The organism is Rothia sp. HMSC065B04 (assembly GCF_001812285.1).
In the GTDB taxonomy this organism is placed as follows: domain Bacteria; phylum Actinomycetota; class Actinomycetes; order Actinomycetales; family Micrococcaceae; genus Rothia; species Rothia mucilaginosa.
This window is the reverse complement of sequence record NZ_KV808410.1, coordinates 126,679-151,445: the sequence shown is the minus strand read 5'-3', so window position 1 is coordinate 151,445 and position 24,767 is coordinate 126,679. Positions and strand designations below refer to the sequence as shown.

The window sequence follows — 24,767 nt, the reverse complement described above, 5'->3', positions numbered from 1 at the left end:
TCCGCGAGCTTGCCGCGCTAAACACACAGTCATCACTTGCACACAGTCATCACTTGCCGAAAGGATTCCCGTGGCGTCTTCGAACTACACCGCCCGTCACCTCTCCGTGCTGGAAGGTCTGGAAGCTGTACGCAAACGCCCGGGCATGTACATTGGCTCCACCGACTCTCGCGGCCTGATGCACTGCCTCTGGGAGATTATCGACAACTCGGTGGATGAGGCGCTCGCCGGTTTCGGCCAGTCCATCCAGGTCATTCTGTACCGTGACGGTTCGGTTGAGGTGCGTGATGATGGTCGCGGTATCCCCACCGACATTGAGCCGCGCACCGGCCTGTCCGGTGTGGAGGTCGTGTTCACTAAGCTGCACGCCGGCGGTAAGTTTGGCGGTGGCTCCTATAACGCGTCCGGTGGTTTGCACGGTGTGGGCGCTTCCGTGGTGAACGCGCTGTCTTCGCGTCTGGACGTGCAGGTGGATCGTGGCTCGAAGACCTACCAGATGTCCTTCCGCCACGGCATTCCCGGCCACTTTGAGTCCGGCCGCACCCCCAAGCCCGAAGATCCGTTCACTCCCGCAACCGAGGGCACTGACGCCCTGCAGATTGTGGGTCGCGCTAAGCGCGGCGTGACCGGCACCCGTGTGCGCTATTGGGCTGACCCGCAGATTTTCACCCCCGACGCCAAGTTCAGCTACGAGGACTTGGCTGCTCGTGCGCGTCAGACCGCGTTCCTCATTCCGGGTCTGCGTATTTGCATCCGCGATGAGCGCCGACTGCCCGGCACTCCCGGCGAGTTGGAGCCCCACGAGGAAGTTTTCCAGTACGACGGCGGCATTAGCGAGTTCGTCGAGTTCCTGGCGCACGATGAGCGTATTACCGACACCTGGCGTTTTAGCGGCAGCGGCTCTTTCACCGAGACCGTGCCCGTGCTGGGTGAGGACGGCCGCTCGCAGCTGACCGATGTGGAGCGCGATTGTGAAGTGGACGTTGCGTTGCGCTGGGGTATTGGCTATGAGACGACGGTCCGTAGCTTCGTGAACATTATTGCCACCCCCAAGGGAGGTACTCACACTACCGGTTTTGAGCAGGGCCTGCTGCGAGTGATGCGCAAGCACCTTGCCGATAACGCCCGTAAGTACAAGGTGGGTAACGACAAGATTGAGAAGGACGACGTGCTCGCCGGCTTGACCGCCGTGCTGACCGTGCGTCTTGCCGAGCCGCAGTTTGAGGGCCAGACCAAGGAGATTCTGGGTACCCCGGCGGTTCGCCAGATTGTGTCGAAGGTTGTGGGAGATGCGCTGAAGGCTCGCCTGGAGTCGACCGCCCGTGCGGAGAAGGCTCAGGCGGCCGCTCTGTGCGAGAAGGTCGTCTCTGAGATGAAGACCCGCGTCTCGGCGCGCATCCATAAGGAAACTCAGCGCCGTAAGACCGCGCTGGAGTCCTCATCCATGCCCACTAAGCTGGTGGATTGCCGTTCGACCAATGTTGAGTATTCTGAGCTGTTCATTGTGGAGGGTGACTCGGCGCTGGGAACTGCGCGTCTGGCGCGTTCTTCTTCGTATCAGGCTCTGCTGCCGATTCGCGGTAAGATCCTGAACACTCAGCGTGCTTCGGTGACTGATGTGCTCGCGAACGCCGAGTGCGCAGCGCTGATTCAGGTGATCGGTGCCGGTTCGGGTCGTACCTTCGACCTGGACTCTGCCCGCTACGGCAAGGTCATTATGATGACCGATGCGGACGTGGACGGCGCCCACATCCGTACCCTGCTGCTGACTCTGTTCTACCGTTACATGCGTCCGCTGATTGAGGCGGGTCGCGTGTACGCTGCGGTTCCGCCCCTGCATCGCGTGGAGGTGGTGCGCCGCGGCAAGCCGAACGAGATGGTGTACACCTACTCGGAGAAGCAGTTGCACGAGCTTCTGGATTCGTTGCAGGAGCAGGGCGTGTCTTATAAGGAACCCATTCAGCGCTATAAGGGTCTGGGTGAGATGGACGCCGACCAGCTGGCTGAGACGACGATGGATCCGCGTCATCGCATGCTGCGCCGTATTCGTATTGAGGATGCGGAGGCTGCCGAGCGTGCGTTCTCTCTGTTGATGGGTTCTGAGGTGGCTCCGCGTAAGGAATTCATTATTGCGGGTGCTCATCAGCTGGATGCCGAGAGCATTGATATGTAGAGCATCGATATGTAGCGTGCGGTACCTTGCGGGGCATTGCGGTGCCTTGCGGGGCAGTGGTGGCTGGCGTGTCACAATCCATGAATTTTGTGTGAGAATAGTCACGCAATTCTCGGAGATTCCGCGTAAATTCCGCATGAAACAGGCAAATTTAAGCTTTGAGCACTACTTGAAGCACCTGTCACAATCACGAAATCTGTCACCAAAATTTTGCAGAAAATATTAAAAACTGCAATATTTCACCAAGGTTCCGAAACTGCTTCTCAACCCCGCAAGGCACCATCGTGTCTCATTCCTCTCACCACCCTTGCATCGAGGGATAACGTCCAAGGTACCTTTAGCGAAACGTCAAACAATAAACGTCCATACTATGCACAGCCTACTCACAGCTTCTTAGGAAAACCCTGTACCTTAGAAGCATGAGAGACACTGTGTCAGTAACTCTCGTATGCCCTCCATCGATGGTGGACTACCCGAAATCTGGCACAAACGCACATTAAGTACACACATAGTAAGGACCTATCAATGGATCCCCTTGATTTTGGTAGGTGGCAGTTCGGTATTACCACCGTCTACCACTTCTTCATGGTTCCGCTGACTCTGGGTCTGGGCCTTGTGGTGACCTACCTGTACATTTGCTACGTTCGTACCAAGAAGGACGAATACAAGCGCATGACGAAGTTCTGGGGCAAGCTGTACCTCATTAACTTCGCAATGGGTGTGGCCACCGGTCTGGTTCAGGAATTCCAGTTCGGCATGGCGTGGAGCGAATACTCCCGCTTCGTCGGCGACGTCTTCGGCGCTCCGCTGGCAATGGAAGGCCTCTTCGCCTTCTTCGTTGAGTCGACCTTCCTGGGTCTGTGGATCTTCGGTTGGGACCGCCTCAAGCCTGCTGTACACGCATTCTCGCTGTTCATGGCAGTCCTTGGCTCCTGGATTTCTGCATTCTTCATTCTGGTTGCAAACTCCTGGATGCAGCACCCCGTCGGTGCAGAAATGATTGACGGTCGTCCCCGCATGACCGACATTGGCGCAGTGCTGATGAACCCCCTCGCATGGGTGACCTTCTCTCACGTCATCACCGCATCCATCCAGGTTGCCGGTGGCTTCCTGGTCGGTATTGCCTGGTACAAGCTGTGGCGTCGCCGCAAGGACGGCATCGACAAGGTCGTTGACGGCAAGGTCGTCGTTGGTGAGTCCGACAAGGGCGCACGAGACAAGAAGGACTTCCAGGTTTGGATCAAGTCCCTGCGCCTGGGCGCAGTCGTTGGTCTCCTCGCGTTCGCAGGTGTTGGTGCATCCGGCCACCTGCAGGCACAGATGATGATCCACGAGCAGCCCATGAAGATGGCTGCCGCAGAAGCTGCGTGCCACGACGGTACCGCCTTCTCTGTTCTGACCATCGGCGAGCTCGGCGCTCAGAGCTGCGACAAGATCACCCCCATCATCGAGGTCCCCGGCGTGCTGTCCTTCCTGGCACACGACAACTTCGATACCCCGGTGAAGGGTATTCAGACCCTGCTGCCCGAGTACGAAGCTAAGTTCGGCACCAACCTGCCCAACAACCCGCTCTACGGCGAGCGTGCAGGTCAGAAGATTGACTACCTGCCCTCCCTCGAGGTCTCCTACTGGGGCTTCCGCGGCATGATTGGTCTGGGTGCAGTCGTACTGCCCCTCTACCTCTACGCACTGTGGGTAACCCGTAAGAAGGGCGTTGGCACCGTTCCCGAGTCCAAGCTGCTCAAGAACGTTGCTGTCTGGTCCATCATGGCTCCCTTCTTCGCTATCTCCCTCGGCTGGATCTTCACCGAAATGGGCCGCCAGCCCTTCGTTGTGGCTCCGAACCTTCAGGGTGATCCCTCGATCCACCTGTTCACCGCAGCAGCTATCTCCCCGGGTGTTTCCGGTGAAGAAATCCTCTTCTCCCTGCTCACCCTGGGCCTGCTCTACGGCGTGCTGATGGTGGTTGAGGTTTACCTGCTCATCAAGTACGTCAAGGCCGGTGTTGTGGCAGCAATGCCCGAACTGGTTCAGTCGCCCCACGAGGACGAGTCCAACGACAAGTCCAAGCGCGATGTGCTGGAGTTCGCCTACTAGGCGGGTAAGGATTGATTCACCATGAACTTTGATTTCAATATCTTTGCCGGTCAGCCTGGCCTGCCCACCCTCTGGTTTGTCGCCATTGGCGTCTTCCTCATCATGTACATGATTCTCGACGGTTTCGATCTGGGTGTCGGTATGCTGATGGGTTCCAAGTTCACCAAGAACGAGAAGGAACGCCGTCTGCTGCTGAACATCATCGGCCCCGTCTGGGACGGTAACGAGGTGTGGCTTGTGACCGGTGGTGCAGCTCTGTTCGCTGCATTCCCCATCTGGTATGCAGCCCTCTTCTCGGCTCTGTACATCCCCCTGACCCTCGCGCTGGTCTTCCTGATTCTGCGCGTGGTCGCCATTGAATACCGCGGTAAGAAGAACGATGAGAAGTGGATCCGTAACTGGAACATCGCTCTGTCTGTTTCTTCCTTCTTCATCGCGTTGCTCGTCGGCGCTCTGCTCGGTCTGACCTCCATGGGTCTGCCCATCAACGAGAACGGCGACCGCGTCGGCGGCGCCTTCGCATGGGTCTCCCTGCCGGTTCTGCTCGGCGGTCTGGGCTTCGTTGGCTTCGCCCTGGTTCAGGGTCTTGCCTTCATCGCCCTGAAGACCGACGGTGATATCCGCGACCGTGCCCGCAACACCCTGGTACGCTGGGCTCCCGTCCTGCTGCTGCCGATCGTTGCATGGGTTCTGACTCTGGACTTCACCACCGGTAACGGCATCTCCTGGCTGTGCACCATCCTGGCTGTGGTTGCTGTTCTGATTGCTTGGATCTCCGCAAAGGGTGGCCGTGAGGGTCGCGCTTTCGCTGGTCTGTCCGTGTTCCTCGCATTCGGCGCTCTGGCAATCTTCACCGCAATGTACCCGAACGTTCTGCCCTCCACTCTGGACCCGGCATACTCGCTCACCATTGCGAACGCCTCCAGCTCCGAGTACACCCTGGGCGTTATGACCTTCGTGACCTGCCTTGGTCTGCCGGTCGTGTTCGTCTACCAGGCATGGACCTACTGGGTCTTCCGTAAGCGTCTGCACGTGGATCACATCCCCGAGGCTCACGACGCTACCGAACTGGCTGAACTGCCGACCAAGTAGCATGTAGCTGATTGAAGAATCCCCCTAATTTCTCTTCTGAGAAGTTCGGGGGATTTTTCTATGCCCCCAGAGGACTATTCCTACAGAGGATATTCCCGCAGAGGCTGCAGCTCTCGGCAGATGAGTGGGCGCGCAAAAATTTTTGGTGCACACCCCCCCGAAATTCGAGCGCGGCAAGGAGCAAAAAGTGTAATGTGGTGAGCAACTCACTCTTATGAAAGGTGTTCAACGATGAAGTCCCTCAACCGTAGCTCCACTGCATCCGCTCCTCGCACCGGAACTACCCCTCGCACCGGCACGCGCCGCCGCCTGCTCGCCACGGGTGCCCTGTTCTGTATCGGCATCATGCCCCTGAGCGCCTGCTCGCTCTTCAACCCGCCGCTGGAACGCGACGAAAGCGTCCACGCCATCTTCGACGCGGAACAGGACATCGTGAAGATGCCCCTGGACGATTACCTCTACTACGAGCGCACCAACTACGAATACACGGCCTTTCAGATTGCCATGAAGCAATGCTTCGCCGAACACGGGCAGAACTACACCATCCAGGCTCCCTATTCTGAAAGCGCACCCCGCGGTGATTTGGGACGAAAGTACGGTCCCTGGAACGTCGAGTACGCCCAGAAGTACGGTTTTCAGAAGCGAGACCCCAACAACGCAGCCGCCCCCATCTCCTATAACTCGGGGGAGAGCATGAGCCCCGAGGACAAGCTTCGCACCGAATGCTACCCCAAGGCCCGCGAGACCCTGGAGGCCGCGGTGCCCGAAGGCAAGAGGCCCGAGAATGAAGGGCAGTCCACATCCAGTCGTATCTCTACTGAGGCGGGTAACGCCGTTTACGGTAGCAAACTGCACCGCGAGCTCGAAGAGAAGTGGAAGCAGTGCGTCTCAGACCGCGGCCTCACCCCTCGCTCGGCAGGCTCCGTCGCCGAGGAAACCCCGCTGGCTGAGCAGCTGAGCAAGAACAACGGATTCAACGAGCCCGCCTCCGAAGAAGAGATTCGCATCGCCACCATCCAGGCCGAATGTAACCAGCAGGTCGGCATGAGCAAGCAGCTCTACGACCTGGAAGCTCAGTACCAGATGCCGCTCATCCGCAAGTACCAGTCACAGCTTGAGCAGGACCGCAAGGCAGAACGTGAGCGTGACGAGAAGTTCAAGCAGTACGTTATGGAGCACCAGTAAACCGGGACGCTGAAAGACAGCACCACAAAAGACAGCGCAAAAACAGCTCAGAAAGACACCGCCATGACCACTCACTCACAGAACCAAAACAGCGGTCACCGCTTTAGCGAGCGCATCGCCCGACCCCGCGTGCTCCTGCTGCTGGCAATCCTCGCCATCGGCTCGCTCATGCTGTCCTTCTACCTTGGCACCCGCTACGCCGCAACAGGCCCCGACCCGACCGTGCAAGCGAAAACCGTGATCCCGGTCTGGGCGAAGGTCGAAGAACGCACCGTCAGCGAGGGACTCGCCATTGCAGGAACCACCAAGGCTGGAGAGACCGCCCCGATTAGCGCACGCACCAACGGTGAGCCGGTGCTCGTCTACCAGAACCAGAAGCCCGGTAACGTACTCAAAGCTGGTGACTTCATCGGCATTATCGGTGCCGACCCCGTCTTCGTGCTGGACGGGCCGCTACCGCTATACCGCGACCTGAACCTGGGCGATAACGGCGACGACGTGCTCGCCTTCCAGAAGGCACTGAACTCCGCCGGGTATGCCACCGCTCAAAGCGGCACCGTCACCGAAGACACCCTCGACGCCGTCACGCGCCTGCACCGCGCGCACCTGACCGGCGTGCCCAGCGAAGGGGTCACCAGCATTGCCCGCAACAACTACGCGATTCTGCCCGGCGGAAGCCACACCGTCACCGCCGTTGCCGCGGTCGGTCAGCTCATCAGCGACGGCAACCCCATCGCGAGTGTAGAAACTAGCGAACCCTACGTGGAATCCAGCGTTGAGCTCTCTGTTGCCAATAAGGTCAAGGCCGGCGACCGCGTTAGCCTGCGCACTTCCACCGGCAGTGTGGAGGGCACCATCACCAGCATTGGTGAGCTGCAGAACGACCCCTCCAAGGGTGCGGCGAAGAGCGTGCGATTTAGTGCCGACGACCCGAGCAAGCTCACTCCGGGTCAGAGCGCCTCCATCACCAGTAAGGGCAACACCTCAACCACCCTCGCCGTGCCGACTACCGCGGTGCGCCAGGACTCCCAGGGCACCTACGTGCTCGTTGAAAAGGGCGGAAGTTCCACCTCGACCAGCAAGGATGCGCCCGCTACCGAACGAGTCAACGTTGAGGTCCTGCGCACCGCCGGCGGATACGCCGCCATTAACGCTAACCTCAGCGCGGGACAGAAGGTGCTTGTCTCATGAGCCGCCGTAAGATAACCCCCGACACAAGCCCAGGACGTGCGCCTACAGTTGCGCCCAACGTAGCGTCCGCAGCTACACCTGCCGCCGGACTCGGTACCGCGCCTGCTATCGAAATGCACGGCATTACCCGTGTCTTCGAGGGGAGCGAACGAGCAGTCCTCGACCACCTCGACCTGGTGGTCGAACGCGGCGAATTCCTCGCCATTATTGGTCCGTCGGGCTCCGGTAAATCAACCCTGCTCAACGCCATTGGTCTGCTCGACACGCCCACCAGCGGAACCTACAGCCTCTTCGGCAAAAACACGGAAGGACTCAGCGACAGAGAACGCGACGAAATGCGCCGAGATCACCTCGGCTTCATCTTCCAGTCCTCAAACATGCTGCTGGATGAAACCAGCACAACCAATGCCTCCATGGGCCTGCGCGTGCAGGGCGTACCCTACGGCGAGCGCCTGCAACGCACCGAAGAAACCCTAGAATTTCTGGGGTTGAGCGACCGCGCCAGCATCCGCACCCGCTACCTCTCCGGCGGCGAGAAGCAGCGCTGCGCCATTGCTCGTGCCCTCGCCACGCGCCCGCCGCTGATTCTTGCCGACGAGCCCACCGGCAACCTGGACAGCCACAATAGCGCCAAGGTCATTGAGATTTTGCAGCGCATTAACGCGACCGGCTGTACCGTGCTGGTTATTACCCACGACCCGGAGGTTGCCGCCGCCGCCCGCCGTGTGATTCGCATTGAGGATGGGCAGTTGCACGAGCAGAGCCGCGCCGACTTGGCTACGGTGCCGGTCGCTGAGGCGCCGGTTGCCGAGGCTGTGCCGGCTGCAACGGACACCCCGGCGGAAACCACGGTAGGTGCCCCCGCCGGTCTCGCACCGGGGGAGAAGCCCGCTACGCATTGCCGCGGAAGCTTCCTCACCGACGACAGCATCGAGGCGATCTCCGCACTCACCTCCCGACCGCTACGCACCCTGCTGCTGGGCCTGTCCTTCGCGCTGGGCGTGGGCGGACTCATCAGCGCCTCCGGCATGAGCGAATCCGCCAGCTACCAGGTGAACCAGCGCCTGCTCGGATCCGAACAATCCACGCTCTACATCAGCGACAGGGACAATGACCAGAACATGCTCGGAACCTACCGGCAGGGTGAATCCGCGCAGAATGTTGCCGACCGCATTAGCGCGCTGGACTACGTGAAGAACACCGGATTCGTCAGCAGCGTGGCGCCCGCCGACGTGCGAATCACCCGGTTCAGCCCCTACGAGGACGAACCCAAAACCGCGATTGGCCTCAGCTCCACCTCGAAGACCAGGCTCGAGCAAATCGGTGCCCGCATGAACCCCGAAACCCTGCGTGCGCTCGAACAGATGAACTCGACCCTCACCCAACAGAACGTTGCTGACCGTGAACGCTCCGAGCAGCTCTCCGGCGCTATCGTCTCGGTCTCCGCTGCCCGTGCCCTCGGCATTATTCCCGAAGATAAGGCGGCAGATAACGCCACAACCGAGCCCAGACCCGGCGAGATGCCCGTCGTCGACTACGGCATTAAGCTCGGCGGGCTGCCGCAGGTGGCACCCGGTGTGAGCATCTGGGTGGACGGTCAGCTGATGCCGGTCGTCGGCCTCTTCGACCCCGGCAATAGCGGCTACGAATTCAGGAACACGGTCATTGTCTCGCCGGGCACACTTCAGCGCACCGGACGCGGCCAGGTGACCTACATTGCCGAAACCGAACGGGGCTACGGCAAAGCGGTCGCCAAGGCGATTCCGCTGACCCTCAAGCCCGCTGAACCCAGCCAGATCAACGTGGAAACCCCCTCCGACCTGCAGAGCCTACGCGCGTCTATCGCCTCGGATCTGGGCCTGTACGTGGGTGTGCTCTCCGGTATTCTGCTGGTGCTCGCCTCCCTCTCGGCGGCAACCGCCATGTATCTGTCCGTGCAATCGCGCACCGCAGAGATTGCGCTGCGCCGCGCCATCGGATCGAGTAAATGGCTGATTGCCCGCATCTTCCTCATGGAGGGCGTCATGCTCGGCGTGCTCGGCGGCTCCATCGGCGCCTGCTCCGGCATGATTGCGACCATAATTCTTTCGCTCGTGCAGGGCTGGCAGGCGGTTCTTTCCCCGGGATTCGTGGTGCTCGGCGTGGGCGTTGGCGCCCTTACCGGTCTGGTGTCTTCGGCATACCCGGCGTGGGTGGCATCCCGCAAGAGCCCCGCCGACGCTATGCGCGGCTAGAGTGAGCGCCGGGTGAGGACCAACTAATTACCTGAAACCTGACTGGTCAAATAGGTATTAGATAGCCCAACCCTTAAACTGATGGGAGGTAAAAACAGCAGAAGACTAAGGACAACACGTGAGTCGAACGCACACACCGCGTCACGCTGACAAACATCAGAACACTGAGGCACCAGAGGTGACCGAAGGAAAGCGCAATGACCGCACTGACCGCCGCCCACCTCTGGGCCCTGACGCCCGTAAAACCCTCAGCACGTTCGGTGTCATCACCGCCGTGCACACCATCGCGACGGTGCTTTTCAGTGCCGCCTTGGCTGTGATTATTGCCCGCGCAGCACACGCCGGTTTCGCCGCTGTTGCCGCCGAGCACGCGCGCCTCAAAGAGACGAGCGCCCCGGACGTGTACCGCGCCTACATTGAGTTCTCGGGCTCCGCACAGGCGCAGCTGGAGGCGCACGGCGGCTGGCTGCTCGGCCTCGGTGGTATCTTCGGCGACGCAGACACCATTACCCCCGGCCTGATTGCGGTCGCCGTGGCTGCCCTGCTTGTCCGCTCGGGTACCGACTACCTGCTGGCTGTGAGCGCGCAGCGTGCCGCCTCCGGGGCGAAGTCTCAGATTCGTTCCTCGCTGCTCAAGCGTGTGCTCGCCACCGGTGGCGCAGACACCCCCGAGGGTACCGGCGCGACCGCTGTGTTGCTGTCCCGCGGCTTGAACGCCCTGGATGACTACTACACCAAGACCCTGACTGCGTTCGTGTCCACCGCGATTGTACCGTTCATCCTCTGGGTCGTTGTGGCGTCCCTGGACTGGATGAGCGCCATGGTCCTGGCATGTACCCTGCCGCTTATTCCGGTGTTCATGATCCTGATTGGTAAGAACACCCGCGACGAAACCGCGGAAGCGCAGGCTGAACTGCACCGACTCTCCGACCATATTCTGGAGCTGGTACGCGGCCTGCCCGTCATTATCGGTCTGGGCCGTGAACGCGCGCAGACCCGCGCCATGAACGCCCTCGGTCAGCGCTACCGTGAACGCACCATGCAGACCCTGCGTAGCGCATTCATGTCTTCGCTCGCGCTGGAGCTCATCACCACCATTTCGGTGGCGCTGATTGCTGTGCTGATTGGTGTGCGCCTGGTCAACGGCACCCTGGGCCTGGACACCGCAATTCTCGTGCTGTTGCTGGCTCCCGAATGCTACCAGCCGCTGCGTGATGTGGGTGCCGCCTACCACCAGTCGGAGGACGGCGTTGCCGCCCTGCGTAGCGCTCAGAAGATTATTGATGCGCCCCTGCCCGCCGCCGCTGCGGACTCGGCAGCGCAGGATTCGGCAGCGCAGAAGGCTCAGCCTTCCACCATCGCTGTGGAGGACCTGTCGGTGAGCTACCCGGCGCGTCCTGCGGTGCTGACTAACCTGTCCCTGAACTTGGACCGTCGCGTTGCCACCGCCCAGGGTGAAACCGCCCAGGGTGAGCGCGGTGCGGTTATCGGCGTGATGGGTGAATCCGGTTGCGGTAAGTCCACCCTGCTGAACGTGTTCTCCGGTGCCGTGCGTGAAGGTCTGGTGCCCACCGGCTCGGAGGAGCCCGTGCACCTGACCGGTAGCGTGACCGGTCTGGGAACTACCCTGGTTATTCCGCAGTCACCGGTCTTCACCGCGCCGACCGTGCAGACCGAAATGGCGCTCTACGCACTCAGCGCCACCGAGGCGGAGCGTGAGCGTGCAGCCGCTCTGCTCGGCGAAGCGATGGACTCCAAGAAGCTGTCCGTCACCGATGCCGAGTCCGCGCTGCTGGTTGGCCCGCTGGCTCAGCTGGGCATGCAGAAGCTGACCGCCCTTGAACCCGGTGCCCTCAGTGCAGGTCAGGCGCGCCGCCTCGCCGTGGCACGCACCCTGGCTCGTGCCGAGGCTATCTACCGTGCCAGCGGTGAGCAGACCGTGCTGACCGTCCTGGTGGATGAGCCGACCGCGCACCTGGACGCCTACTCGGCATACCTGGTGACCCGCGCCCTGCACCGCCTGGCGGAACTGGGCGCAACCGTGCTGATCGTGACCCACGAGCAGGAGCTCGCCGCCGGATGCGACACCCTTGTTCGTGCCGTGCAGACCGCCCAGGGCTACACCTGGACCGCCGAGGCGAACACCGCCCGCGTTGAGGTTCCCGAGCAAGCCCCCGCGCACCTGCTCAAGGACAGGGAAGAGTACGAGGCTGAAAGCACCGCCCCGGCGGGCACCTCCGCAGCTACCGAGGCCGAGGAAGCCGAGCCTGCCGGCCTGTTCGCAAGCCTGCGCACCCTGAAGGAACTGACCGGTATCGGTGTTCGCGCCGCAACCGGCCCGGTGATCATGGCTGCGATTACTTCCCTGATGGCTGCGGCGTTGACCGCGCTGTCCGGCTGGCTGATTGTTCGCGCCGCCGAAGGCCCGGCAATGATGTACCTGATGGTCGCCATTGTGGGCGTGCGTTTCTTCGGCCTGGGTCGTGCCTGCGCCCGCTACGCTGAGCGTCTGATGACCCACTCGAAGGTTCTTGCCGCCGCAAATATTCTGCGTCTGCGCGCCTGGGTTGGTGCATGGCAGAGCGTGAGCAGCGTGCGTGCCCTGCTGCGTGGTGACGCGCTGCTCGAACGCCTCGTGGGCGGTATCGATGAGCTGCGTGACGGCGTGCCGCGCGTTATTATCCCGCCGGCCGCGCACCTGCTGGTCATGACCGCGGCGCTGATTACGACCGCGTGCATCCTGCCGCAGGCTCTGATTCCGGTTCTGCTTGCCGTGCTGGTCAGCACTTTTGTGGCTCCGTGGATTGTGCTCCGCGCCGATGCCCGCGCGGAGGCGCTGGCTCGCCGATCCACCGCGCAGATGTTGCGCCTGGGTACCGGCATGCTCTCGGCGGCTGAGGACCTGCGCGCTAACGGCGTGGCAACCACCACTGAGAAGGCTAACGGCGCCCTGGACGCTGAGAATCTGTCCGCCCTGCAGAAGGGCTCGACCGCTCAGGGCGTGGGCCGTGCCCTCGTGACCCTCAGCTGGTTCGGTGCGGCTCTGGCGAGCGCAATCATTGCGTACCCGCTGGCTGTTGACGGCACCGTGCGTGCCCCCGAAGCCGCGATTGTGATGCTGCTGTGCACCGGCATGCTGGAAAGCTCCCTGGGCCATGTTGAGGCGGTCCGCTCCTGGCCCGCGTTCAGCCGCCTGCTGGCGACGATTGCCCCGAGCGTGCGCGACGTATCCCTGGAGGGTATTGTCGCCACCTCGACTCTGAAGCGTTCCGTGCCGACCGAGGCTGAGGTGGACACTCACGTTCTGCCGCGTCGTGCTGAGCGTCTGCGTGCCCGCGCGGAGGCTGAGATGGAGGAGCTGCTGGAGGCTGACCGTCAGCGTGCCCAGCGTTTTGCCCGCCCCGAATCTGCTGCTGGCGCTAAGAGCGATACCCCGCGCCCGCCGAAGCCCGGTGAACCCACCCTGGTCAGCTGCGGCACCCCGCAGGAACTCGGTGTGAAGGTTACCGAACCCGCCCTGAGTCTGCAGGACGCCGCCGCCCGCTGGCCCGGTATGGATCACCCGGTCTTCACCGACCTGAACATGAACGCCCGCGCGGGCTCCTGGACTGCGGTGACCGGTCCCTCCGGCTCCGGTAAGTCTACGGTGCTTGCGACCGTTCTGGGCTTCTTGCCGCTGGAGTCCGGCCGTGTGCTGGCTTCCGGTGAGGTCCTGGAGGGTGAGCAGCTGCGCGGCTACGCGGCGTGGTGCCCGCAGGCGGCTCACATCTTCGAGTCGACCCTCGAGGGTAACCTGCTGCTGGCTCGTGACCGTTCGGATCGCCCGAGCGAGGAAGAGCTGATTGAGGTTCTGCGCCGTGTGGGTCTGGGCGAGTGGTTTGACGCTCTGCCTCAGGGCCTGCGCACCCCGGTGGGTGCTGGCGGTTCCTTCCTGTCGGGTGGTCAGCGTCAGCGTCTGGCCGTGGCTCGTGCCCTGCTGGTGAACTCGCCGGTGCTGCTGCTGGACGAGCCGACCGCGCACCTGGACGCTGAGTCTGCCCGCGCGCTGATGGCTGACTTGGACGCGGCGACCCGCTCTAGCTCCGTGGCTACGGTTCTGGTGTCGCACCGTCCTGAGGATATTGCCCGCTGCGATGAGGTGGTTCGCCTCTAAACGCAGCTGAGCGTAGCCATCGCGGGCGAGATTGAACGCAAGAAACTGCGAGAAATGCCCCGGTACTTCGTGAAAGTACCGGGGCATTTCTTTGTGCAAAATTTTCTGGGCACATTGCTCTGCGCGTTATATCTGCGCGGATTCCCCCAGGCTTTGCAAACAACCTGAGGTCGAAAGGCCGTGAACGGCGCGCCTAGAAGAGCTTTTCACCCTCCGGGCTAACCGCCATCGCAGCAGAAACAGCCGCATAGTTCGGGCCCACAATGCCGATGCTCTGAGTGAGCATCACGCCGGAGCCGTCGCGGGCACCGTGCTCGGTCGGCAGGGAACGAGCCACGCCGCCGGAGGATGCCGCCTTCGCCGGGCCAACGCCCACCCAAGCCAGAGCCAGCTGGCTCTCACCGGTGAGGAATCGGTGCGCACGCACACCGCCGGTCGCGCGGCCCTTCTGCGGGTACTCGCTCAGCGCGGTGACCTTGGCGCTCGCCAGGCCGTCCTTGCCGTTGGTGACGGTCACGACCTCCGCCGCGTCGCCGGGCGCGGTCACACCCAGGGCGATGAGGCGGTCGTCGTCGGCAAGCTTGATGCCTGCGATACCGCCTCCGGTGCGTCCCTGCGGGCGGACCTTTGCCGCGTCGAAGGTCAGTAGCTTCGCGTCGCGAGTGACGAAGGTAAGAATCATGTCGTCGGTGGGGCAGGGGGCGGCGGCTACGATTTCGTCGCCGTCCTTGAGCTTCATGATGTCCCACTCGGTCTGGTTCAGCGGGTAATCCGGGTTCAGGCGCTTGATTACGCCTCCCGCAGTTGCCAGCGCCAGCACCGTGTTCAGCGGTACGAGGGCGACCAGCTTCTCACCCTTGGCGAGCTGAACCAGCTCGGCTGCCTTCACCGCCGACGTCATGGAGGGGGTGCCACCGTTCTCGTCCAGCACCGCAATGTCCATGACGGACAGACGCACCATGCGTCCTGCGGAGGTCACGGCACCGATCTCACCGCGCGCGGTGGTCGGCACAATCGAGGTGAACACGTCGTGCTTGAAACGCTTGCCGGGATCCACAAGCGCCTCGCGGATGGGCTTGCCGGGGGTGCGTCCCATCATACCGGATGCCGAAAGCAGCACCCAGCAGGGATCGTCCGCGATTTCGAGGGCAAGACCCAGGCTCTTCTTCGCCTTGGACTGCGCGGTGACTGCCTCAATGGCGACCTGCATCTCGTCCTTGGTTTTGAGCTGGGTGCGGCGGTCGGTGCCGTAGCGTTCGGCAACCTCGGCGAGCTCCTCGGAGACCAGTTCGCGCAGCGCCGCATCGGAACCGAGGATACGCTGCAGCTCCGCGATTTCCTGCTGCAAGGTGTCGCGTTCTGCTTCCAACTCCAGGCGGGAGTACTTGGTGAGCTGGCGCAGGCGCAGCTCCAGAATGTGGTTCGCCTGGGTGTCGGTTAGGTCGAAGACGACCTTCAGCTTTTCGCGTGCCTGAGCGGTCTCATCAGACTCACGGATAATCTGGATGACCTCGTCAATGTCGAGGATTGCCACGAGCAGGCCCTCCACCAGGTGCAGGCGGTCGGTGCGCTTGCCCAGGCGGAATTCGGTGCGGCGGCGGACCACGTTCAGGCGGTGGTCAATGTACACGCGCATCAGGTCGAGCAGGCCGAGGGTCTGCGGCTGACCGTCCACGAGCGCCACGTTGTTGATACCGAAGGAATCCTCAAGCGGAGTGTGCTTGTAGAGGGCGGCGAGCACCGCCTCCGGGTTGAAACCGTTCTTGATTTCGATGACGAGGCGCAGACCGTTGGTGCGGTCGGTCAGGTCGACCACGTCGGAGATGCCGGTGAGCTTCTTGGAGTTGACGCCGTCCTTGATCTTTTCGATGACCTTTTCGGGGCCGACCATGTACGGCAGTTCGGTGACGACAATGCCCTGCTTGCGGGGGCTGACCTGCTCGATGGAGACCTTCGCGCGGGTCTTGAAGGTGCCGCGGCCGGTTTCGTAAGCGTCACGGATGCCTCCCAGACCCACGATGGTGCCGCCGGTGGGCAGGTCGGGGCCGGGGATGAACTTCATGATGTCTTTGAGGGTCGCCTCGGGGTGGGCGATAAGGTGGCGGGTACCGGCGATGACCTCGCGCAGGTTGTGCGGCGCCATGTTGGTTGCCATGCCGACCGCGATGCCGGTGGTGCCGTTGACGAGCAGGTTCGGGAACGCTGCGGGCAGCACGGAGGGCTGCATGAACTGGTTGTCGTAGTTCGGCACGAAGTCAACCACGTCTTCTTCGAGGTCCGCGGTGAGTGCCTGCGCGGCGGGTGCCATGCGTGCTTCGGTGTATCGGGCGGCTGCCGGGCCGTCGTCGAGGGAACCGAAGTTACCGTGACCGTCCACGAGGGGCAGACGCAGCGCGAAGGGCTGGGCGAGGCGAACCATAGCGTCGTAGATGGCGGCGTCGCCGTGCGGGTGGAGCTTACCCATGACCTCGCCGGTCACGCGGGCGCTCTTGACGTGGCCCTTGTCGGGGCGCAGGCCCATCTGCTGCATCATGTAGAGGATGCGGCGCTGCACGGGCTTGAGGCCGTCGCGGGCGTCGGGGAGGGCGCGCGAATAAATCACCGAGTAGGAGTATTCCAGGAAGCTGGTTTCCATCTCAGCGGATACGTCGATGTCGACGATATTCTCTACCACATCCACCGGGTAGTCGCTGACGGTGGATTTGGATCGGCGAGCCATATATCTCCTCGTGTCGGTGTGTTTTCGCTCCTCCTATTTTAGCGGGTGGTAGCGGATGAGACGGGCTGGTTGGTCGGCGTCATCTGTGGGGTGCGCCAAGGCGGTTGCGGGGCAGTAACCGAAGTGTACCGGGGGATTGCAAGCAGTCATATGAGCCTGTATTAGCGTGGTCAAGTAGCACAGCCCGGCTGGAACCCTCTAAGGTAGAGGGGAGTAATACCTAACCGCCTTCATCGTGTGCGCCGACCGACGTCGCCTCATGAGGGCACCGCACGAAAGAGGTACGATGTACGCCACCACCCCCGAACGCGAGCAATTGGTCGCAGACATTAAGCATGCCGGTTTCTACCCCGACCTTGTGCTGGAAGTGGTGGATGACGCGCTGGCGGGCATGAACCCGGACGCGCACTTCGTACAGCATGAAACCCACTTCTCACGCGATGATTTTCACCGCCACATCACCGTGATGGTGCTCTGCGGTGAGCACGTCATCTTTGCGCACCTGGACGACCAGCACCTTGAGGGTGACGCGCAGGGCACCGTGGCGCATGTGAGCGTGGAGGCGGTGCACCTGAGCGCCCTGAACGCGGTCACCATCAGCTACGGTTTCAGCCAGCCGCAGGCGTACAACCCCGGTAGCACCGCCCCGACTGAGATTTCCTTCCAGATTGCCTGGACCGGTTCGCTGCACATGGAGCTGGCTCCTGCCGGCTGCCAGGATCCGCAGTGCAACGCCGACCACGGCTTCACCGGCGATGCGCGCCGCGAGGACATTGCGGTGCGTGTTTCTGCGACCGCTGACGGCCCGGAGTCGGTTCAGCGTGCGCAACATTTTGCGCGTGCGCTGCACCGTGCCCGCATGTACGCAACCCGCCGATAAGCACCGGTGGTAGCGCTCGCACAGTATCAATCCCGCGCGGTGCCCCGTACTTTCACACACCCGCCACACCCCTGAGAGGACCTTATGACGGTACAGACCACCCTGCACGATGTTCTGGGCGCGCCGTTGCCTCCCGCGCCCGCCTACGGCAGCAATAGCATCGCCGATGTGCTGGAGTCCGCCTCCTCTCTGGTGGCTCAGCGAAGCCTGGCGCGCCCCGCGCACGCGCTGGATTCCAATCCGGCGTTCCACGCTGTTGCCGACCCGCTAAACCTTGCCGGCCGCCTTGAGGAGCAGGATGTTGACCCGGCGTCGTTCCGTCACGCCTGCGTGGTCATGGTGGACGGTTTGGGCGAGCAGCTGCTCAACAGCTACGGTGGCTACGCGCCCGCCCTGCGTAAGACCCTGAACCTGGGCCCGCTGGACGCCGCGTTCCCCACCACGACCGCCGCCTCCCTGACCTCGCTGGGTACCGGCACGGCACCCGGCGCGCACGGCATTGCCGGCTACGAGGTGCGCAACCCGGCAGGTAACGGGGGAGCGGGCTCAGTCATGAACCACCTGTCCGGCTGGGATCAGTCGGTGGACCCGCACGCCTGGCAGCCGCTGCCGACCGTGCTGGAACGCCACCATACGAACCGTCGCGCGCTCACCATTTCGCTGGGTAAGTACCGCGGTACCGGTCTGACTGAGGCGGCGCTGCGCGGCGGCGACTTCGTGGACGCCGTCGGCTACAACGCCCGCGTCACCTACGCCCTGGAGGCGCTCTCCAGCCGCACCCCGACCACCGTGTACCTGTACTGGGGTGAGATTGACGCGGCGGGCCACCGCTACGGCGTGGGCAGCGACGAATGGCTACAGCAGCTGGAGGAACTGAACTCGGCGCTGAAGCGTCTGGCGGAGCGCGCCCCCGCGTGGGCGGCACTCTTCGTCACCGCCGATCACGGCATGGTGAACGTGCCCGAGCACCAGCGCATCGACTACTCGGGCGTGGAGGAGCTGACCCGCAACATCGCCATGACCGCCGGTGAACCGCGCGCCGTGCACCTGTACCTGGAAGACACCTCGGAGGCGGCACGCACCGCCACCGCCCAGCGTTGGGCGCAGTACTGGGGCGAGCGCGCCTGGGTGATTGATTCTCGCGAACTGATACGCGCCGGCTACTTCGGCCCGGTCATCACGGATGCGGCGCGCGGCCGCATCGGCGATTTGATGGTGTGCGCTCGCGACGACTGGGCGCTGTACGATATGCGCCACTATCAGGAGCGTGCCCTGCACATGGTTGGTCAGCACGGTTCGCTGACGGACGCTGAGCGTCTGGTGCCGTTGCGCATGCTCAAGACCTTCTAAGATTCGGAAGAGCCCCGCTCAGCGGATACAGGCTGAGAAGATAGAAAAGCCGCCGGTTATTCACGCGAATAACCGGCGGCTTTCGTATGTCTAGATGCTCTCGTCTTGATGCCTCTATCGGGCGGCGCGAGGGCGGTCGCTTACTTGCGGCCGCCGAAGATGATGTCGTCCCAAGCGGGAACGCTCACGCGCTGCTTCTTCGAGGAAGACTTGGGCTTCTCCGATGCGGGAGCTTCAGCAGCTTCTGCGGGTGCGGATTCAGCCGGTGCTTCAGCAGGCTCTTCGGCGGGTGCGTGCTCGCTGTAATCTTCCGGTGCCGGATGCGCCGCGGGGGTGTGTGCGGCGGGTGCACCGGTCAGCGGGCCGCGGGCAGATGCAGCCTCGGCGGGAGCCTCAGTAGCGGGTGCTGCGGGTGCCGCAGGCTCTGCTGCGGGCGCTACGGGAGCCTCAGCGGCGGGGGCCTCAGCGGCGGGGGCCTCTGCGGGCTCAGCCGGTGCTACAGGCTCAGCGGGCTCAGCGGACTCGCGGTGTACGAACACCTCGGGCTCTTCAACCTGCGCCGGGCGCACCGAGCGGGCGCGTTCCAGAAGCTCCTTGAGCTTACGCTCATCAGCGCTCTCAGAGGAAGTAAGGGGTGCCGGTGCGGGCTCGGGTGCCTTCGGCAGGCGGGCGGGAGGAACCTCCACGGGAGCCTTCTTCGCGGCGGCGGCAACAGCATCCTCACTATTGCCCATCAGGAAGTACGCCGCCTCATTCGACGCGTACAGGCCCTGGTTCGCCGGGTTGTACACCCAACGTGCGGGGAAGACGACCTGCGCGGGCAGGTTCTGACGCACCGAATCCTTCAGCGCAATATCAACCTCAACGCGCCACTGGCCGTTCTCCTGCTGGCGGGTGGTCCAGTCCTGGGTTGCCTCCTCAAAACCGTAACGCTCAGAGACTTCCTCAATGCGGGCGCTCAGGGTCACCGGGATCTGTGCGGTACCCGAAGCGGAGCTGCGGCGACCAATCTTCACGCTCTGAGCGGCACGAATAATGTGGGCACGCTCAGCAACAATCGGCCACTCGTAGCGGCGCACGCGCTCCGGCTCCCAACCGGACTCTTCAGCGATTTCCTCAACGGAGGCACCCTGACGGAAACGGGTCTGAATATCGCGCGGACCGTAGGTGCCCTTAGCGCCCAGACCGCGGGCGGGCTGAATACGGCGAGCCTTGGTGATGCTCGTGCGCAGGTTGGCGTCAATGGGCAGCAATAAGCGGGTGCCGTCAGCAGACTCAAGCACCAGATTTTCGCCGTCATCGTGAACGCCAATCAGACGCAGTTCAAGCATGAGAACCTCCATAGGTGAACCGGACGCGTTCGTGAATGTGTTGCACGGAACGCAAACTACCTTCCAGGGTACCGTGAAAGCGCGGTAAATCAGTAGCGGAGGCGGGATTTTCCCCAAAAAAAGATGTACTTTTCGGACCGAAAAAGCTAGAATGTGACGCCTAAACCGTCCAAAGCCTACCCAGGATTAGACAAATAGGGTGCCAATGGTGAACAATACCTGGCATGCCGTCGGGGTTAAATCCTCACCAGCGGCACCTAGAGCACTCATTAAACCAGCGTGGCCTAGTTCAACACACAGCCACAGAACCAACGGAGCGTGAAAGTTTGGCAACTGATTACGATGCACCTCGCAAGCAGGACGAAGAGCAGAACGAAGAGTCCTACGAGGAGCTGAACGCCCGCCGTTCCGAGATGCAGTCCGGTGCGGTGGACGAAGACGAAAACAGCGCAGCAGAAAGCTTCGAGCTGCCCGGTGCTGACCTCTCCAACGAGGAGCTGAACGTTGTTGTTCTGCCCGCTCAGGACGACGAGTTCACCTGCGCATCCTGCTTCCTGGTGCGCCACCGCTCGCAGATTGCACGCGAAGAGGGCGGCCTGTCCTACTGCATCGAGTGCGAGGGCTAAAACTTTAGGGAAGGGCTAACACCCACCCGACATACACCTCATGACGGGGCGAGTGCCGAGTGCACCCGCCCCGTTGAGTATGTGAAAGCCGCGCACGCAAGAACAGCGCCGCGTCGCACCCAACACGGCACGCCGCGGCACGCGCTGAACGCGAACACGCAACGAAAACACCCCGCAGTAGAGCCTCAACACAGCGCGAGGTGATGGCACAGACACCCGCGAAAGGTTAGAGTATTGACCATGATGACCCCCGTAAACGTCCACATTAAGCTGCTCGACCCCGAGCTGCCCGCACCCGCCTACGCAAAGCCCGGCGACGCCGGCGCTGACCTGCGCTCCCGTATCGACTTCGAACTGGAACCGGGCGAACGCGCCCTCGTCCCCACCGGCGTGGCAATCGCCCTGCCCGAAGGTTACGTTGGTCTGGTGCACCCGCGCTCGGGCCTGGCAACCAAGAACGGCATCACCATTGTGAACGCACCCGGCACCGTTGATTCCGGCTACCGCGGCGAGCTGATGGTCACCCTGCTCAACACTGACAAGACCAAGTCCTTCCACGTGCAGCGCGGCGACCGCATCGCCCAGCTGGTCATTCAGAAGTACGAGCACGCAACCTTTACCGTGGTGGATGAACTGGAACAGACCGAACGCGGCTCCAGCGGCTTCGGCTCCAGCGGAATCCACTAGTCTGCTCTCACCGCGAAACGGCACGAGAGAAGAGAAGAACCCCCCCCCGCACCCTGCGTGCGGTGAAAGTAGGAATACCATGTTCGGATTTGGTAAAAAGAAGCACGCCGAGGAGGCTGAAAAGGCCGCCATCGACAAGGCTGTCGCCGAAGAGATTGAGGAGACCAACGTCGAGGTTGAGGAGCTGAAGGAAGAGGAGAACTCTCCCGAGGTCATCAAGTACGACCGCGTCAACGGCCCGCACGACATTGAAGAAGTCACCGCCGAAGACCTCGAAGACTACGTCGACCTGGGTGCGCTGCGCATCAAGTTGCTCGACGGCATGAACCTGCGCCTCGAAACTGACGACGCAACCGGTGCCGTCATCGCCGCAACCATCACCCGTGACGGCGCAACCCTGCAGGTGCAGGCATTCGCTGCACCGCGCACCACCGGCATCTGGGACGACATCCGTCACGACCTGACCGAGTCCGTCGCCTCCCAGGGCGGCATCGTCGAAATCTACGCCGGCGTATTCGGCGCCGAGATGCTGACCCGCCTGCCCGCCGTCACCCCGGACGGTCAGCCCGGTGAGCGTATCGCCCGCTTCGTGGGTGTGGACGGCCCCCGCTGGTTCCTGCGCGGCGTCATCTCCGGCGCGGCTGTGCTCGGTGACGATAAGGCTGCCGCCTCCGTGGAGGAAGTCTTCCGCACTGTCGTGGTGGACCGTGGCGACGACCCGCGCCCGCCGCGCGAGCTGCTGCCCATGACTCTGCCTGCCGACCTGGTTGTGGCTGAGGAAGAGCCCGCCGTGGAGGAAGAAACCGAGAACGAGCACAGCAAGCTGCGCCCGATGCCTCGCCGCGGCCCTGAGATTACCGAGATTGGCTAATGCCTGAGTTCTCGAACTACCCGAGTGCGCTCGCGGTTCCTGAGGAGCAGATTCTTGCTCCCGGGTACCCCGAGCGCTTTCGCGTACGCCTTGCCGGACGCGTGGAGCAGGTATGGTTGCCTGCGCTGCAGGATAAGCCGATGTACCGTGCCGAGCTGGTGGTGGCGAAGTCGAAGCCTCTGCAGTGGTCGAGCCCGTTGGCGCTGATTGGCATGCCGATTGTGGAGCCGCCCGGTGAGGATTTCGACGAGGAGTCCGAGGATTCCGAGAAGCAACACCACCTGAACACGGCGTCTTTGGCGACCGTGGCGGTGCAGGATCAGCACGAGGTGTCGTTCCCGCCCTATGCGCCGTTCAACCCGGGGGACCGGATTCTGCTGAAGTGGCAGGGGCAGCGGATGGTGCCCGGCGTGCTTGCCGGTGCGCTGTTGCGCTGTTCCGGCGTGGTGTCGGTGAGGGCGCATCAGCCGGTGATTTACAACCCGCGCTATGAGATTGTGCCGCAATTCTTTGCTGAGAAGGGAAAATATGAGCGCTGAGCAGTCTTCGACCCAGCCCGACCCGAACGCTAACCCCGCAACTGACCCTGCGCGGGAGGGGAACCAGTTTGCGCAGAGCCTGAGCGCCTCCATGGGCGCGAATATGCGCCGCACCGCCAACGGTGATGTGGATATTCTGCACGCTATCGGCGGCTGGCGCGGCCTGGTGGAGTCTTCGCTGCCGGCGGTGGCGTTCCTGGTGCTGTTCACCGTGACGAAGGAACTGAACCTGTCCCTGATTGCGGCGCTGGCTGCGGCGGGTGTGTTCACGCTGGTCCGTCTGGTGCAGGGCTCTAAGTTGGTGAGCGCGCTGACCGGTCTGGTGGGCGTGGCAATCTGTGCGTTTGCGGCGTACCGTACCGGTAACGCGAGTGACTACTTTGTGGTCGGTTTCTGGACGAACGGCGTGTACATTCTGGCGTATCTGCTGTCGATGCTGGTGCGATGGCCGCTGATGGGTCTGATTTTCGCGGTCATTCGTGGCGAGGCGTTGAGCTGGCGTCAGAACCCGGTGCGTCTGCGCCAGTACATGCTGGCCACCTGGATTATTACCGTGCTGATGATGCTGCGCCTTGCCGTGCAGGTGCCCCTGTATTTTGCGAATAATGTGGAGGCGCTGGGCGCTACCCGTTTGGTGATGGGTCTGCCGCTGTACGCTTTGGGCGTGTGGCTGGCGTGGCGTGTGTCGGCACCGGAGGAGGCGCTGGTGAGCGAGGAATCTGAAGATGCTGAAGAATCTGACGTATCTGTCGCTACCGAAGCTGACGGTTCAGAAAGCCGCTAACCCCACAACTTCATAGAGGCCTTCTAGAAGGTAGACGAAAGCCCCGGTACCCGTGACCGGGGCTTTCGCCTCCTCAAAAACTTACGTATAAACGCTATGCGAACAGTGCTATGCAAACAGTGCGCGGATCTGATCCTCACCGGCAATGGTCGTGATGAAGAACAGCTCGTCGCCGCCCTCAATCGCCACGTCGGCACTGGGCGGGATTGGCGCGCCGTCACGCAGGATCGCGGTGAGCACCGTATCAACGGGCCACTGCACGTGATCCACGCGGTAACCGATGACGGGGTGGTCATCCGGCACGGTGTACTCGGCGAGGGTCGCGCCGCCAGCCTGCAGGGTCAGCAGGCGCACCACGTCGCCGACTTCCACGGCTTCCTCAACGAGGGCGGTCATCAGACGCGGGGTGGACACGGCAACGTCCACGCCCCAGGAATCATCAAAGAGCCACTCATTACGCGGGTTGTTCACGCGCGCCACGGTGCGCGGCACGCCAAACTCACTGCGAACCAGCAGGGAGACCATCAGGTTTGCCTTGTCGTCACCGGTTGCGGCAACGACCACGTCCGCCTTGTTCGGGTGCACCTGGCGCAGTACGGACAGTTCGCAGGCGTCACCAATATGCCAGCGCACACCGGGCAGATCGGCACGCTTCTTGACTTCGGGCTTGGAGTCGATGATGGTCACGTCGTGGCCGTTCATCATGAGTTCTTTAGCGATGGAGGCGCCCACGGAACCGGCACCAACAATGAGGACCTTCACTTACTTCTCACCTTTCGAGGAATCACGATGGCGGCCGATGAGTTCGAGGGGATCGGGCAGCTCCGGGGGAGTGTCACCGAGATGGAATTCGTG

General features: G+C 62.5%; 17 protein-coding genes. 14 read left to right on the top strand and 3 right to left on the bottom strand.

Translation table 11 applies throughout. The features are described from left to right. Positions 1–70: 70 nt before the first annotated feature. From HMPREF2845_RS07980 to HMPREF2845_RS07950, 7 genes are all read left to right on the top strand, one after another. Positions 71–2,173 (top strand): DNA gyrase/topoisomerase IV subunit B, encoded by a 2,103-nt coding sequence (locus HMPREF2845_RS07980; protein WP_049352965.1) that lies wholly within the window; start codon positions 71–73, stop codon positions 2,171–2,173. 525 nt (positions 2,174–2,698) lie between these two features. Beyond that, on the top strand, positions 2,699–4,270 hold the full coding sequence (locus HMPREF2845_RS07975; protein WP_070634411.1) for a cytochrome ubiquinol oxidase subunit I: 1,572 nt from the start codon (positions 2,699–2,701) through the stop codon (positions 4,268–4,270). Positions 4,271–4,291: 21 nt separating this feature from the next. Then, the gene (gene cydB / locus HMPREF2845_RS07970) at positions 4,292–5,362 is read left to right on the top strand and encodes a cytochrome d ubiquinol oxidase subunit II (protein ID WP_070593491.1); all 1,071 of its coding nucleotides are present in this window, start codon (positions 4,292–4,294) and stop codon (positions 5,360–5,362) included. Between the two features lie 231 nt (positions 5,363–5,593). Further along, a complete protein-coding gene (locus tag HMPREF2845_RS07965) occupies positions 5,594–6,547 on the top strand; it encodes a hypothetical protein (RefSeq protein WP_049340615.1) in 954 nt (317 codons plus the stop codon). A gap of 63 nt (positions 6,548–6,610) precedes the next feature. Beyond that, entirely contained in the window at positions 6,611–7,738 is a 1,128-nt protein-coding gene (locus HMPREF2845_RS07960; RefSeq protein ID WP_070634410.1) for an efflux RND transporter periplasmic adaptor subunit, read from the top strand. Then, positions 7,735–9,972, top strand: a complete 2,238-nt coding sequence (locus HMPREF2845_RS07955) for an ABC transporter ATP-binding protein/permease (RefSeq protein ID WP_070634409.1) — start codon at positions 7,735–7,737, stop codon at positions 9,970–9,972. Before HMPREF2845_RS07960 ends, HMPREF2845_RS07955 begins: the two co-directional genes overlap by 4 nt. Positions 9,973–10,150: 178 nt before the next feature. Continuing rightward, the gene (locus HMPREF2845_RS07950; protein WP_246824647.1) at positions 10,151–14,125 is read left to right on the top strand and encodes a thiol reductant ABC exporter subunit CydD/CydC; all 3,975 of its coding nucleotides are present in this window, start codon (positions 10,151–10,153) and stop codon (positions 14,123–14,125) included. A gap of 193 nt (positions 14,126–14,318) precedes the next feature. Here HMPREF2845_RS07950 and HMPREF2845_RS07945 read toward each other — a convergent pair whose 3' ends face one another. Then, a complete protein-coding gene (locus HMPREF2845_RS07945) occupies positions 14,319–16,844 on the bottom strand; it encodes a DNA gyrase/topoisomerase IV subunit A (RefSeq protein WP_070634407.1) in 2,526 nt (841 codons plus the stop codon). Between the two features lie 286 nt (positions 16,845–17,130). Between HMPREF2845_RS07945 and HMPREF2845_RS07940 the strand changes: the two genes are divergently transcribed. Continuing rightward, positions 17,131–17,724: a DUF5998 family protein gene (locus HMPREF2845_RS07940; protein WP_049350301.1), complete on the top strand. Its 594-nt coding sequence runs from the start codon at positions 17,131–17,133 to the stop codon at positions 17,722–17,724. 84 nt (positions 17,725–17,808) lie between these two features. Then, positions 17,809–19,074, top strand: a complete 1,266-nt coding sequence (locus HMPREF2845_RS07935; RefSeq protein ID WP_070634406.1) for an alkaline phosphatase family protein — start codon at positions 17,809–17,811, stop codon at positions 19,072–19,074. 140 nt (positions 19,075–19,214) lie between these two features. Here HMPREF2845_RS07935 and sepH read toward each other — a convergent pair whose 3' ends face one another. Further along, on the bottom strand, positions 19,215–20,405 hold the full coding sequence (gene sepH / locus HMPREF2845_RS07930; RefSeq protein WP_070634405.1) for a septation protein SepH: 1,191 nt from the start codon (positions 20,403–20,405) through the stop codon (positions 19,215–19,217). A gap of 326 nt (positions 20,406–20,731) precedes the next feature. Between sepH and HMPREF2845_RS07925 the strand changes: the two genes are divergently transcribed. From HMPREF2845_RS07925 to HMPREF2845_RS07905, 5 genes are all read left to right on the top strand, one after another. Further along, entirely contained in the window at positions 20,732–21,031 is a 300-nt protein-coding gene (locus HMPREF2845_RS07925; protein WP_005506382.1) for a DUF4193 domain-containing protein, read from the top strand. Between the two features lie 240 nt (positions 21,032–21,271). Continuing rightward, a complete protein-coding gene (dut, locus tag HMPREF2845_RS07920; RefSeq protein ID WP_044142235.1) occupies positions 21,272–21,718 on the top strand; it encodes a dUTP diphosphatase in 447 nt (148 codons plus the stop codon). Between the two features lie 79 nt (positions 21,719–21,797). After that, a complete protein-coding gene (locus HMPREF2845_RS07915) occupies positions 21,798–22,589 on the top strand; it encodes a DUF3710 domain-containing protein (RefSeq protein WP_049337392.1) in 792 nt (263 codons plus the stop codon). Continuing rightward, positions 22,589–23,128, top strand: coding sequence for a hypothetical protein (locus HMPREF2845_RS07910; RefSeq protein WP_049340596.1), 540 nt, complete (start codon positions 22,589–22,591; stop codon positions 23,126–23,128). The genes HMPREF2845_RS07915 and HMPREF2845_RS07910 overlap by 1 nt, the downstream gene beginning before the upstream one ends. Then, positions 23,118–23,912, top strand: a complete 795-nt coding sequence (locus tag HMPREF2845_RS07905) for a DUF3159 domain-containing protein (RefSeq protein WP_070634404.1) — start codon at positions 23,118–23,120, stop codon at positions 23,910–23,912. Before HMPREF2845_RS07910 ends, HMPREF2845_RS07905 begins: the two co-directional genes overlap by 11 nt. 108 nt (positions 23,913–24,020) lie before the next feature. On the opposite strand, the gene HMPREF2845_RS07900 is transcribed toward HMPREF2845_RS07905, so the two are convergent. Next, positions 24,021–24,674 (bottom strand): potassium channel family protein, encoded by a 654-nt coding sequence (locus tag HMPREF2845_RS07900; RefSeq protein WP_005506372.1) that lies wholly within the window; start codon positions 24,672–24,674, stop codon positions 24,021–24,023. Positions 24,675–24,767 lie beyond the last annotated feature (93 nt).